The following is a 12,201-nucleotide window of genomic DNA, read 5'->3' on the forward strand; positions in this document are numbered from 1 at the left end:
GCTCCAGCCGGCGACTGGACTGGATGCGGTTGAGGTAGCCGTAGAGATACAGCTTCAGGAGCACTGCGGGATGGTACGAGGGCCTGCCGGTTGCAGCCGGTGTTGCACCATGGAACCCCAGAGCCACCAGGTCCAGCTCGTTGATGAAGGCATCAACGATTCGAACCGTGTTGTCCTGTGCAATGAAGTCATCCAGGCTCTCTGGCAGCAATGTGACCTGATGCCGGTTCTGTCCCTCGATGTATCTGGGCATATTGATCTCGGTGTTCAATATGTCGCCAGACTTTACTGGCGCACTCGGCAGGCCGCGAGAGGGTTTTCACACAGCCTCCGGCGGTTGAGGTCGTGCAGGAGAGCTACGCACGCGTTCTGGCGATTCAGCGCTCCAGCGTGCCGATCAGCGAGCCGCGCGCCTTGCTCTACCAAACTGCCCGCCATGTCATGGTGGACCAGCATCGGCGCGAGCTGCTGCGCAATCACGATGACCTGGGCATGGTCGCAGAGGTGGACCAGCCGGTCATTTCCGAGCATTTGCAGCCGGACGCTCTGCTGAATTCAGCTCAGGCCATCCAGGCTTACGTCGCCACCATCGAGGCTCTGCCGCCGCGCTGTCGAGAAGCGTTCATCCTCCACGTATTCGACGGCCTGCCGTACGCGCGGATCGCCGAGCGCATGGGCACGTCTGTCAGCATGGTCGAAAAGCACATTGCGCGCGGCCGGCTGGAGTGTCGTAACTGTCAGCGCCTGCTTCTATGCGTCTCCCCACAGACGCGCGACCTCGATGCGCCATGAGTGTGCTGATGCTCAGGCGGGAGAGAGTGGCGGCGTCGTGCGACAACACCTGCGAGAACCGATGAAACAGCACGCATCAATTCCCGACGATAGGGCGACGCAGGACGCAGCCGATGCGCGCGACTTCCAAGACTATGCAGCGAAGCAAGACCCGATGTGGATGCAGGCCGCGCTCTGGGCCACCCGCCGCGCCGAAGCCCACGGCGCAGCGTCCGAGGCCGAATTTCAGCGCTGGCTGCGCGCTGACCCAGAACACGGGGCTGCCTACGAAGAGATGGCAAGAAGTTTCGCGCCTGTGCGTGAGCTGCCGGACAACGAGATCCGGTCGTTGAAGAGCGGTTTGGACCGCGAGCTACCCACTGCGGATCCGCCTCGGCAGTCGCCGGTGGCCCTTGCCCGCAGCACCAGGTCTGCGGCCGGCCTAGGCGCTCGGCCGACCGAGCATGTCTCGTCCGAGCGCCGGAGTTGGACGAGCGGCCTGTGGCGACTATTCCCGCAGGCGGCCACTGCGGTGGCCGCCGTAGCGCTGGTCAGTGCAAGCTGGATCGGCTGGGATCACTGGCGGAGCCAGCCCACCTTTACCAAAAACTATGCCACTGAGCGGGGGCAGCGCCTCGACATTCAGCTTCCCGACGGTAGTTCCCTGCAGCTAGACGCGGCCACGCAAGCCGAAGTGCGGCTGTACCGTGAGCGCCGGGAGGTGCGACTGGCCGAGGGCCAAGCCCTGTTCGTCGTCCATGCGGACCCAACGCATCCTTTCGACGTGCTGACTGGTTCAGTGCGTGTCACGGTCGTCGGCACCCGGTTCTCTGTGCGGCATACCCTCTCAGGCCTGGACGCCGGCAAGACGGTGGTGGCCGTTGAATCCGGCCGCGTCCGCGTAAGCCGCATGGACGTGTCGGGCAAGGCGGAAGCGCACGACGCCGAAGGCCGCGTCGAATTGGGCGCTGGGCAGGGCGTGACGGCGGACGAAACTGGCCGCCTGCAGGCTGCCATCAGCGTTCCGCCAGGCAGCGTTGCGGGCTGGCGCAATGGCCGCATCAGTTTCAACGACACCCCGCTCGCCGCAGCTCTGGCGGAAATGGAGCGGTATGGAGATACGGGACTGATCGTGCGCGACCCCGCCGTGGGTGCGCTTCGCCTCGGCGGCAGCTTCGACGTGCGGCAGATCGGCACGTTCGCGCAGGCGCTTCCTTCCCTGTTGCCGGTGCGGCTGGAGCGGCGAAACGGCGTGGTGGAGATCGTCGGCCTGCGCTGAACACAACCTGCGCCGGGTTCGACGGTCCTGAAAGAACTTTCAGACTTTTTGCATCGGAACATGAGGGTTTGGCCGCCCCATCCGACTCCATTGGTAGTGATTCTTATTTTGACTACTTCCTGGAGATTGCATTCATGCGGCAACCGAGTCTCGCCCTCGCTCTCCTGGCCCTGTCGGCATTGCTGACTGCCGGGACCACCGTTCAGGCCCAGCCCGCCCGCTTGCCGACGTCCATCGCTATCGCGGCGCAGCCGCTGGGTCAGGCGCTCAACGAACTGTCGCGCCAGGCCGGTCTGCAACTGATGTTTCCCCCGGCGCTAGTGGCCGGCAAGATCGCCCCGGCCATCTCGGGCGCACTGACGCCCAGTCAGGCCCTGGATCGCCTGTTGGCAGGCAGCGGGCTGGTTGGCACGCAGGAGGGCAATGCCATCGTCATCAAGGCGGCACCGCCTCGACCTGCGGGTGCAGGGGCCTCTTTGGCAGAGGTTTTGGTAACGGGTCAGGCCGAGCGTGCCGATGGCCTGCCGCTAGCCTACGCCGGCGGACAGGTTGCCCGCGGAGGTCGCTTGGGCATGCTGGGCAATGCCGATGTGATGGACACGCCCTTCAGCACAACGAGTTACACAGCCCAACTGATCGAGGACCAGCAAGCCTCGACCGTGCTGGAAGTCTTGAAGAACGACCCGGGAGTTCGACAAACAGCGCCCACGGCGAATCTGTCCGCATCGAACTTCAACATTCGCGGCTTCGGCCTCAGCGCCGACTCGGTGACCTTCGACGGTCTGTATGGCATGGCGCCAGGCAATGGCGACCTCTCAGTTGAGTTCGCCGAAAGAGTGGAGGTCCTCAAAGGGCCTGGCGCATTGCTCTACGGCATGTCGCCCGGTGGCACGGTAGGCGGTTCTGTCAACCTCGTCCCGAAGCGAGCGGGGGACGTACCCCTGACACGCCTGACGCTAGGTGTGGAATCGGATGCCTTGCTCAGGGCCCAGGTGGACACAGGTCGCCGCTTTGGTGCCAACAATGAATGGGGCCTGCGTTTCAATGGTCGTTACAAAGAGGGCGACATCTATATCGATGGCGCAAAGAATCAGGGCAATCTCGGTGCCTTGGCGCTGGACTATCGTGGCGAGCGCTTGCGCATGACGCTGGACGCTTATCGCTTGCAAGAGAAGCAGCGTGGCGGGGGAAGCCTAAGCGCGGTCGTCAGCAACTGGGACGGCACGCCCAGTTGGCTGAGGTCCATGCCCGCCGCACCCAGCGCCCGAACCAACTTGTATCGGGGCGCCCCCCAGTCTCAGGAAACGACGGAAGCGGTCATCCTGGGTGGTGAATACGATTTCAGCGACCGCTGGACCGGCTACGCCAAGTTTGGCGTACAGCGGGACAAGTCCCGAGGGCCCGCTTTTGCATTTGTCAACAACGTGCAGGCCAATGGGGATGCGGTTCTGGCGACCGATGACTGGCCCTCGTTCAACAGGACAAAAAGCGCCGAAATGGGCCTCCGAGGCCGGTTCCAGACCGGGACGGTCAGCCACGCCGTGGCCTTGAGCACGTCGTACCTGAACCGGGACAACGGCAGTGCGGCGACCTTCGGCTCGTTCGACCAGCCGACCAACATCTACAGGCCCGCGCGCATCGTCAACTGGGCTGTTGCCCCGGCCTATGTACCGAGAGGGTCGGAAACCACCCTCAGCGGCGTGGCCCTCGCTGACACGCTGGGTTTCATGGACGACCGCTTGCTGCTGACCCTTGGTGTACGGCGGCAGAACGTGAAAGCGACAAATTTCGACGAGACCGGTGCCGTGACCGGGGCGTACGACGCCAGTGCCTGGACGCCGATGGTCGGCCTGGTGCTCAAACCGACAGACGATCTCTCGCTCTACGCCAACGTCATCCAGGGGCTGTCGCAGGGCGCGACAGTCGGTGAGATGTACCAGAACGCCGGCGACGTCTTTCCTCCTTTCAAGACCAAGCAGGTCGAGGTGGGCGCCAAGCTGCAAACAGGCCGCTTCACGAACACGATTAGCGTGTTTCAGATCAAACAGCCCAGCACGATCGCCGACAACAGCACTTCTCCGTTGCCGACGCTGCGCCTGAACGGCGAGCAACGGAACAGGGGCATCGAATGGGCGACCTTTGGCGAGTTGACAAAGGGTCTGCGCATGTTGGGCGGGCTGACTTATCTGCAAGCCAAGCTGACCAAAACGCAAGACGGCCTTCAGGATGGCAATACGGCGGCCGGTTCACCGCCGTGGGCCGCCAACCTGGGCCTGGATTGGGACGTGCCGGGCCTGGCAGGCCTGGCGGTGAGCGGGCGCGTGACTTACACCAGTGCACAGGACGTGGACATCGCCAACTCGCTGAAGCTGCCGTCGTGGACGATCCTGGATCTGGGCGGGCGGTACGCGACCAAGATCGGCGGCAAGCCCGTCGTGTTCCGTGCCGGCGTGGACAATGTGTTCAACAGAAAGTACTGGCAAGGCGTCTTTTTCAACGGTACGGTATCCGTGGGCGCGCCGCGCACGTATCGTCTTTCCGCTGCGATTGACTTCTGACGGTGCTGTCTATGCGAACAAGTGCCCTCAACCGCCGCAACTATGTAGCCTTGGCCGCCCGTACCCTGCTGGCGATCTTCGGCGGCTACGCCTTCTGCTGGGGATTGATCGCCCTTTGCGCGGCGCTGACCTTTCCCCTGGACGCGGAGTTGCACGACGGGGAGACGCTGGGGTCAATCTTGGCACTCCTCATCTATCCCGCTGTGTTTCTGTGGGCCTTCGCGGCCCGCAGCCTCTGGCGAGTGGGCGCGGTGACGGTGGGCGGCGGAGCGCTGATGGCCGTTGTCGCCTCACTGATTCAGATGCGCTTGACCTGAGGAGAGAGGCATGTTCCAGAGCTTCCGCCAAGCCGCGACCTGGGTGCACACATGGTTCGGCCTCGTGCTGGGTTTCGTGCTTATCGTCGCGTTCTTCTTCGGCTCGCTTTCGGTGTTCGACCGTGAGATCGACCGCTGGGCGATCCCCGCCTCGCGCTTTGCGCCGCAGCCCATGCCCTCTTTCGACAGGATGCTGCGCCCGGTGTCCGAGGGCATCCAGCCCGACAGGGCAAGCCTGGACGAGGCGCAGCGGTTGGTAACCAAGCCCTTGCCCACGCACTGGGGGACTCCTGACTTCTGGAGTGCGTTCGTTACCCATCGTGATCCGGTGCTCACTGTGTCTGCTGGATGGAAGACCCCCAATGCGATCGTGGAAGACGCCGTCTTCGGCAGCCGCACCATCGATCCGCGCAGCGGCAAGGTGTTTCCAGATGACCAGCTGAAGATCGGCAGTCAGTTCTTCTTTCCGCTGCATTACAACCTCACCTTCTACCGGAGAGAAACCGGCATGTGGATCGTGGGGTCCGCAGGGCTGGTGATGCTGGTGGCGTTGATCTCGGGCGTCGTGATGCATCGCAAATTCTTTCGCGAGTTCTTCACCTTCCGGCCCGCAAAGAATACCCAGCGCAGCGTGCTCGACCTGCACAACATGACCGGCGTGTTGGCACTGCCCTTCCACTTCTTCTTTGCTCTGACAGGCTTACTGATCTTCGCGAGCACCTATTTCCCGGTAACGCAGACCCAGCTCTATCCGCTGCACGAGTTGCATGAGACGCTCGAGGAGCAGCAGACGGGGCTGCCGCGCGACCGTGCGGGCGTGGCCGCGCCCATGGCTTCGGTGGACGCGATGGTGGCCGAAGCGCAGCGCCGCTGGGCCGCGAAAGGTATGGCGGGTGAGGTGGGCTTGCTTAGCCTCACCCATGTCGGCGACGCCAATGGTTATGTGAGTGTCTTCCGCGCCGGGACCGATCGCATCGCCAGCGTGAGCGAAGGTATCCACTTCAAGGCCAGCACCGGAGAGGTGTTGCGCGAAGACCCGCCGCAAACCGCCGTGGGCGGGGTTGCCAATTTCTTGACCGGACTGCACCTGCAGCACTTCCGCCACTGGCTGCTGCGCTGGCTGTACCTGTTCGGTGGCTTGATGGGCTGTGCGTGCATCGCCACGGGTTTCATTTTCTTCGTGGAAAAGCGGAAGAAACAGCACGCCAGGGCGGGCCGTCACGGAAGCCGCATCGTGGATGCCCTGGCCGTCACTGTCGTGGCCGGCATGCTGATCGCCACGCTGGGCATGCTGATCGCCAACCGCCTGTTGCCCAATACCTTGCCAGCCGGTTGGCTACCCAGAGGTGACCTCGAAAAGTACCTCTTCTGGCTGGGATGGGTGCTAGCCATGGGACATGCCTTCTTGCGCAGCGGACCGGTGGCTCAAGGGGGCATGAACCCCGCGTGGCGCGAGCAGTGTTGGGCCGTTTCTGTCATGGCGGCGCTGGCCGTGCTGCTGAACTGGTTCACCACAGGTGACCATATCGTTCGGACGCTGGGGGCGGGCTATTGGCCAGTGGCCGGCGTGGACCTCTTTTTGCTGTCGACCGCGATGGTGGCTGCTTGGAGTGCGCGCAAGCTCGCGGCGCGCAGCCAGGGCAAGGGGGAAGGCCCGGCGCGCAGTGGCGATTCACACGTAAACCCGCCTGACTGGCCGCCGCGCTCGCACAGAGCGTGATCGTCATGGTGCTGCGCAGGCTGCCGGGCAGCTGACAAGGCCTGCGATGCAGCGCCCATCCACGCTGCTTCATCGCGTCCTGCCGGCACGGGTCGTTCGGGCGATAAGGGCAAAGAAGCGAGAGCCGCTCAGCGTCGTTGCGGGCGGGGCCGCGTGCCGGGCACCACCTGCACTTCGATGCGCGTATCGCCGCGCTGCAGCACGAAGGGCGCCGCCGTGCCGGGGCGCAGGGCGGCCACCGTCGTCAGCAGCGCCGAGACGGTCTGGGTGGGCTTGCCGTCCACTTCCACGATCACGTCGCCGGGGCGCACGCCGGCTTGCGCGGCGGGGCCGGCCTGCAGCACGCCGGTGATGATCACGCCCTCGGTGGCTTTCACGCCGAAGGTGGCGGCGAGCTCGGGAGAGAGTTCGTTCGGCTCCACGCCGATCCAGCCGCGCGTGACCTGGCCGTCCTTGACGATGCCGTCGAGCACCATCTTGGCCGTGGAGACGGGAATGGCGAAGCCGATGCCCATGCTGCCGCCCGAGCGCGAGTAGATCGCCGTGTTGATGCCCATCAGGTTGCCGTTCACGTCCACCAGCGCGCCGCCCGAATTGCCGGGGTTGATGGCCGCGTCGGTCTGGATGAAGTTCTCGAAGATGTTGATGCCCAGCTGGCTGCGGCCCAGTGCCGAGACGATGCCGCTGGTGACCGTCTGGCCCACGCCGAAGGGGTTGCCGATGGCCAGCACCTGGTCGCCCACGGCCAGCTGGTCGGACTGGCCCAGCACGATGATCGGCAGCTTGTCCAGGTCGATCTTCAGCACGGCCAGATCCGTGTCGGGGTCGGTGCCGATCACGCGGGCGCGGGCGCGGCGGTTGTCGGTGAGCGTCACCTCGATCTCGTCGGCGCCTTCGACCACGTGGTTGTTGGTCAGGATGTAGCCGTCGGTGCTGATGATGACGCCGCTGCCCAGGCCCGTCTGCGCCTGCTGCGCGCCCTGGTCGCCGAAGAAGAACTGGAACCAGGGGTCGTTGCTGCGCGGCGTGCTCACGGCCTTGCTGGTGTTGATGCTGACCACGGCAGGCGCGGCCTTGCGCGCCGCGGCGCGGAAGCTGCCGCCCGCTGCCGCCGGCGCCTCGGGTGCGGCGGGGGCTTCCACCAGCGAGACGCCGGCGCTGCTGCGCGTTGCGCCGCTGCGGACCCAGCCGGGCTGCAGGGTGGAGACGACGAAATAGGCCGCGACGAGAACCGTCACGGTCTGGGAAAACAGCAGCCAGATACGCTTCATGTTGGAGCAGGAAAAACGGCGAGGGCGACTCGACGTGAACAGGTGGGAGAGGGCGGGGCGCTGGCCGGGCGGTGGCGCACGCTGCGGTCATTGTCGCTGCGCCGCTTCCTCCGCCGCGCATGCCCGCGCACGGACAGGGCCTGCGGCCCGCCGGCCGATGGGTGCCAAGGGTAAACCTCTAGAATGTTGCCCACTGTAACGGCTCCTGCATTTTCGTTCGCCTTCTGCCTTCCGGCCATCCGCCGGAAGCGCGCCTGCCCAGCATCCCCGATCCGGAACGCCTGCCGAACGACGGCCACGCGCCCCATCCCATGGCGCGAGGCTGGCGCCGCCCTTGGTTCGTGGCAGCCCTGGCTGCCTGCTTTTAGGAACGTCTTGTCCATGACCTCTCAATCCCCGGCGCCGTCCCTGGCGGATGCCGCTCCTGCCCGCCAGCTCACCCGCAAGGACTACCAGACCCTGGGCCTGTCCGCCCTGGGCGGCACGCTGGAGTTCTACGACTTCGTCATCTACGTCTTCTTCGCTGCGGTGCTGAGCGGGCTGTTCTTCCCCGCCGACATGCCCGACTGGCTGCGCCAGCTGCAGACCTTCGGCATCTTCGCCGCCGGCTACCTGGCACGCCCGCTGGGCGGCATCGTGATCGCGCACTTCGGCGACAAGCTGGGGCGCAAGCGCATGTTCACGCTGTCCATCTTCCTGATGGCCGTGCCCACGCTGGTCATCGGCCTCTTGCCTACCTACGCCAGCATCGGCGTGGCGGCGCCGCTGCTGCTGCTGGCCATGCGCGTGCTGCAGGGTGCTGCCATCGGCGGCGAAATGCCCGGCGCCTGGGTGTTCGTGGCCGAGCACGTGCCCAAGAGCCGCTACGGCCTGGGCGTGGGCACGCTCACGGCCGGCATCACGGGCGGCATCCTGCTGGGCTCGCTGGTGGCGATCGCCATCAACCGCAGCTATGCGCCGGCCGAAGTGCGCGAATTCGCCTGGCGCATTCCGTTCATCCTGGGCGGCGTGTTCGGCCTGGTGTCGGTATACCTGCGCCGCTTCCTGCACGAAACGCCCGTGTTCCAGGAGCTGGCCGCGCGCCGCGCCGTGGCGCGCGAGCTGCCCGTCAAGACCGTGCTGCGCGACCACAAGGGCGCCATGGTGCTGGTGGCGCTGATGACCTGGGTGCTGTCCACCGCGGTGGTCGTCGTCGTGCTGATCACGCCCACCTACCTGCAGAAGGTGTTCCAGATCCCGGCCACGCTGGCGCTGGAAGCCAACGCCGTCGCCACGCTCACGCTCACCATCGGCTGCGTCGTCGTCGGCTGGGCCACGGACCGCTTCGGCACGCGTCCGGTCATGCTCCTGGGCTGGGGCGGCCTGACGCTGAGCAGCTACTGGTTCTACACCCAGCTGCCGGGTACGCCCGCGTCGCTGGTCTTCAACTACGGCCTGATCGGCTTCTTCGTCGGCTCCATCTCGCTGCTGCCCATCGTGGGCGTGCGCGCCTTCCCGCCGGAAGTGCGCTTCACCGGCCTGTCCTTCTCCTACAACATGGCCTATGCCGTGTTCGGCGGCATCACGCCCATCCTGATCACGCTGTGGCAGCAGCACGACGCGCTGGCCAACGCCCACTACGTGGCGGCCATGGGCGTGCTGGGCTTCGTGCTGGGCTTCGTGCCGCTGGCCTCGCGCGGCTGGCAGCCTGCGAAGGCCTGAGCCCCCGCGCGAACGCCTGAGAAGGCGCCTGGGCCTGCCACAATTCCGGCCATGACCCAGCCTGCCTTTTCCTCTTCGCCGACCGGCGCCCATCCCGGCGTCGCCCGGCAGGACCTGCAGCGCGCCTTCGACGCGCTGCTGCAGCCCGAGCGCTTCAAGGACTACGGCCCCAACGGCCTGCAGGTCGAGGGCCGGGCGCAGATCAAGCGCCTCGTGAGCGGCGTGACGGCCAGCCGGGCGCTGATCGACGCCGCCATCGAGCAGCGCGCCGACGCCATCTTCGTCCACCATGGCCTCTTCTGGCGCGGGCAGGACGGCCGCGTCACCGGCTGGATGAAGCAGCGCCTGCAGCGCCTGCTGGCCCACGACATCAATCTCTTCGCCTACCACCTGCCGCTCGATGCCCATGCCGAGCTGGGCAACAACGCGCAGCTCGGCCGCGTGCTGGGCCTCACGTCCGATGTCCGTTTCGGCGAGCAGGAGCTGGGCCTGGCCGGCACCGCCCGCTTCGCCGACGCGCAGGCCCTGGCACGCCACGTGGAGGCCGCGCTGGGCCGCCCGGTGACGCTGGTGCAGGCCGAGCCGCGCCCGATCACGCGGGTGGCCTGGTGCACCGGCGGGGCGCAGGGCTATTTCGAGGCGGCCATCGCCACGGGCGCCGATGCCTTCATCACCGGCGAGATTTCCGAGCCCCAGGCGCACATCGCGCGCGAAACCGGCGTGGCCTTCATCGCGGCCGGCCACCACGCCACCGAGCGCTATGGCGCGCCCGCCGTGGCGGCGCGGGTGGCGGAGCAGTTCTCGCTGGAGCATGTGTTCATCGATATCGATAACCCCGCCTGAATGGGTTTGCTATTGAATTGATAGCTGAATACGCTTATTGAATAAGCGCTGGAGGCTGTTTTGATGACTTTCTTTCCGAGGCCCGCATGAGTTCCAGCCCCCCCGCCGCGCTGCGGCCCATCGCCATCACCCAGGGCGATGCCGCCGGCATCGGCCCCGAAATCATCGCCCGGGCCTTCCGCGATGCGCCCGATGCGCTGCGGGGCTGCTTCGTCGTGGGCGACGTCGCCGTGCAGCGCCGTGCCGGCGGCTGCATCCTGCGCGCAGGCGACACCATGCTGCCCGTCGCCACGATCGCCGCGGCTGGGCAGGCGCTCGCCGTGCCGCCGCGCTGCGTGCCGGTGCTGCAGCTGCCGGGCCTGCCGCCCGAGCCGCCGGCCTTCGGCCGGATCAGCGCCGCAGCCGGGCAGGCCGCGGCCGACTGCGTGGTCTGGGCGGCGCGTGCCGCGCTGCGGGGCGAGGTGGCGGCCCTGGTCACGGCGCCGCTGCACAAGGAGGCCTTGTCCGCCGCCGGCATCGCCTTTCCCGGCCATACCGAACTGCTGCAGGCCGAAGCCGCGCAGCATGCCGGCGTGCCGCTGGCCGAGATGCCGGTACGCATGATGCTGGCCAGCGACGAGCTGCGCACCGTGCTTGTCAGCATCCACGTGTCGCTGCGCGACGCGCTGGCCGCCGTCACGCAGGGCAACGTGCTGGCCGCGCTGCGCATCACCCACGCCGCGCTCTCGCGCAGCCTGGGCCGGGCGCCGCGCATCGGCGTGGCGGGGCTCAATCCGCATGCGGGCGAGGGCGGCCTCTTCGGCCGCGAGGAGATCGACACCATCGCCCCGGCGATCCGCGCCGCGCAGGCCGAAGGCATCGATGCGCGCGGCCCCTTCGCGCCCGACACGGTCTTCATGCGCGCGCGCAGCACGCCGCAGCGCCCGGGCGAATTCGATGTGGTGCTGGCCATGTACCACGACCAGGGGCTGATCCCGGTCAAGTACCTGGGTGTGGACAAGGGCGTGAACGTGACGCTGGGCCTGCCGCTGGTGCGCACCAGCCCGGACCACGGCACGGCCTTCGACATCGCGGGACAGGGCGTGGCCGATGCGTCCAGCCTGATCGAGGCGTTGCGCATGGCGCGGCAGCTGTCGTCGCTGCCGGACTGACATCGAGGCGCCCAGCAAAACGGCCCGCGTCGAGCGGGCCGTTTTGCTTTCAGGTGCGCGCGGCGTTCAGCGCGGCCGGTTCAGGCTGTCGCGGATCTCGCGCAGCAGCACGATGTCTTCCGGCGGTGCGGCCGGCGCTGCCGGTGCGGGCGCGGGTGTCTGGCGCTTGAGGCGGTTGATCTGCTTGACCATCATGAAAATGATGAACGCCAGGATCAGGAAGTTCACCGCCACGGTAATGAAATTGCCGTAGGCCAGCACGGGCACGCCCGCCTTTTTCAGCGCGTCCAGCGTACTCGCCGTTCCGGGAGGAACGGCGCCGAGCACCAGAAACAGATTCGAGAAATCGAGCCGGCCAAATACCAGGCCCACCACCGGCATGATGAGGTCGCTCACGACCGAATCCACGATCTTCCCGAAAGCGCCACCGATGATGACGCCCACGGCAAGGTCTATCACATTGCCTTTGACGGCGAACTCTTTGAACTCTTGTGCGATGCCCATTTCCCCACTCCTTTGATATAGATGAAAACACTGAAGTATCGGCTGCCCTAACGGGGTGTCCCCCAATGGAATCACCATATTCGCTC

General features: G+C 66.3%; 11 protein-coding genes. 8 read left to right on the forward strand and 3 right to left on the reverse strand.

Translation table 11 applies throughout. The features are described from left to right. Nucleotides 1-253, reverse strand: a 253-nt coding sequence (locus BM070_RS22740) for a transposase (protein WP_139222912.1), incomplete at its 3' end; no start/stop codon positions are given. Between the two features lie 92 nt (nucleotides 254-345). On the opposite strand from BM070_RS22740, the gene BM070_RS22745 reads away from it, so the two are divergent. From BM070_RS22745 to BM070_RS22765, 5 genes are all read left to right on the forward strand, one after another. After that, nucleotides 346-792 carry an RNA polymerase sigma factor gene (locus BM070_RS22745; protein ID WP_245785340.1) on the forward strand — a complete coding sequence of 149 codons (447 nt, stop codon included), beginning with the start codon at nucleotides 346-348 and terminating at the stop codon, nucleotides 790-792. A 61-nt stretch (nucleotides 793-853) separates the two neighbouring features. Further along, entirely contained in the window at nucleotides 854-2,050 is a 1,197-nt protein-coding gene (locus BM070_RS22750) for a FecR family protein (RefSeq protein WP_175518585.1), read from the forward strand. A 68-nt stretch (nucleotides 2,051-2,118) separates the two neighbouring features. Continuing rightward, nucleotides 2,119-4,608: a TonB-dependent receptor gene (locus BM070_RS22755; protein WP_092942289.1), complete on the forward strand. Its 2,490-nt coding sequence runs from the start codon at nucleotides 2,119-2,121 to the stop codon at nucleotides 4,606-4,608. Between the two features lie 50 nt (nucleotides 4,609-4,658). Then, nucleotides 4,659-4,925, forward strand: coding sequence for an iron uptake protein (locus tag BM070_RS22760; protein ID WP_245785341.1), 267 nt, complete (start codon nucleotides 4,659-4,661; stop codon nucleotides 4,923-4,925). 10 nt (nucleotides 4,926-4,935) lie between these two features. Then, nucleotides 4,936-6,645 (forward strand): PepSY-associated TM helix domain-containing protein, encoded by a 1,710-nt coding sequence (locus tag BM070_RS22765; RefSeq protein ID WP_092942292.1) that lies wholly within the window; start codon nucleotides 4,936-4,938, stop codon nucleotides 6,643-6,645. Between the two features lie 128 nt (nucleotides 6,646-6,773). Here BM070_RS22765 and BM070_RS22770 read toward each other — a convergent pair whose 3' ends face one another. Further along, on the reverse strand, nucleotides 6,774-7,916 hold the full coding sequence (locus BM070_RS22770) for a S1C family serine protease (RefSeq protein ID WP_092942295.1): 1,143 nt from the start codon (nucleotides 7,914-7,916) through the stop codon (nucleotides 6,774-6,776). Nucleotides 7,917-8,297: 381 nt separating this feature from the next. Here BM070_RS22770 and BM070_RS22775 point away from each other — a divergent pair, with 381 nt between their 5' ends. The 3 genes from BM070_RS22775 (at nucleotide 8,298) to pdxA (ending at nucleotide 11,611) form a co-directional block, all read left to right on the forward strand. Beyond that, a complete protein-coding gene (locus tag BM070_RS22775; protein ID WP_092942298.1) occupies nucleotides 8,298-9,617 on the forward strand; it encodes an MFS transporter in 1,320 nt (439 codons plus the stop codon). Between the two features lie 51 nt (nucleotides 9,618-9,668). Beyond that, nucleotides 9,669-10,460: a Nif3-like dinuclear metal center hexameric protein gene (locus BM070_RS22780; RefSeq protein ID WP_092942301.1), complete on the forward strand. Its 792-nt coding sequence runs from the start codon at nucleotides 9,669-9,671 to the stop codon at nucleotides 10,458-10,460. A gap of 86 nt (nucleotides 10,461-10,546) precedes the next feature. Continuing rightward, nucleotides 10,547-11,611, forward strand: a complete 1,065-nt coding sequence (pdxA, locus tag BM070_RS22785; protein WP_092942304.1) for a 4-hydroxythreonine-4-phosphate dehydrogenase PdxA — start codon at nucleotides 10,547-10,549, stop codon at nucleotides 11,609-11,611. Between the two features lie 66 nt (nucleotides 11,612-11,677). On the opposite strand, the gene mscL is transcribed toward pdxA, so the two are convergent. After that, complete coding sequence (mscL, locus tag BM070_RS22790; protein ID WP_092942307.1) at nucleotides 11,678-12,115, reverse strand: large conductance mechanosensitive channel protein MscL; 438 nt, start codon at nucleotides 12,113-12,115, stop codon at nucleotides 11,678-11,680. Nucleotides 12,116-12,201 lie beyond the last annotated feature (86 nt).

Source organism: Paracidovorax wautersii, assembly GCF_900113035.1.
Lineage (GTDB): Bacteria > Pseudomonadota > Gammaproteobacteria > Burkholderiales > Burkholderiaceae_C > Paracidovorax > Paracidovorax wautersii.

Excerpts from the sequence above, each read along its gene's own strand:
- BM070_RS22750 (WP_175518585.1), top strand. The coding sequence starts at position 854 with ATGAAACAGCACGCATCAATTCCCGACGATAGGGCGACGCAGGACGCA.
- BM070_RS22765 (WP_092942292.1), top strand. The coding sequence starts at position 4,936 with ATGTTCCAGAGCTTCCGCCAAGCCGCGACCTGGGTGCACACATGGTTC.
- BM070_RS22770 (WP_092942295.1), bottom strand. The coding sequence starts at position 7,916 with ATGAAGCGTATCTGGCTGCTGTTTTCCCAGACCGTGACGGTTCTCGTC.
- BM070_RS22775 (WP_092942298.1), top strand. The coding sequence starts at position 8,298 with ATGACCTCTCAATCCCCGGCGCCGTCCCTGGCGGATGCCGCTCCTGCC.
- BM070_RS22780 (WP_092942301.1), top strand. The coding sequence starts at position 9,669 with ATGACCCAGCCTGCCTTTTCCTCTTCGCCGACCGGCGCCCATCCCGGC.
- pdxA (WP_092942304.1), top strand. The coding sequence starts at position 10,547 with ATGAGTTCCAGCCCCCCCGCCGCGCTGCGGCCCATCGCCATCACCCAG.
- mscL (WP_092942307.1), bottom strand. The coding sequence starts at position 12,115 with ATGGGCATCGCACAAGAGTTCAAAGAGTTCGCCGTCAAAGGCAATGTG.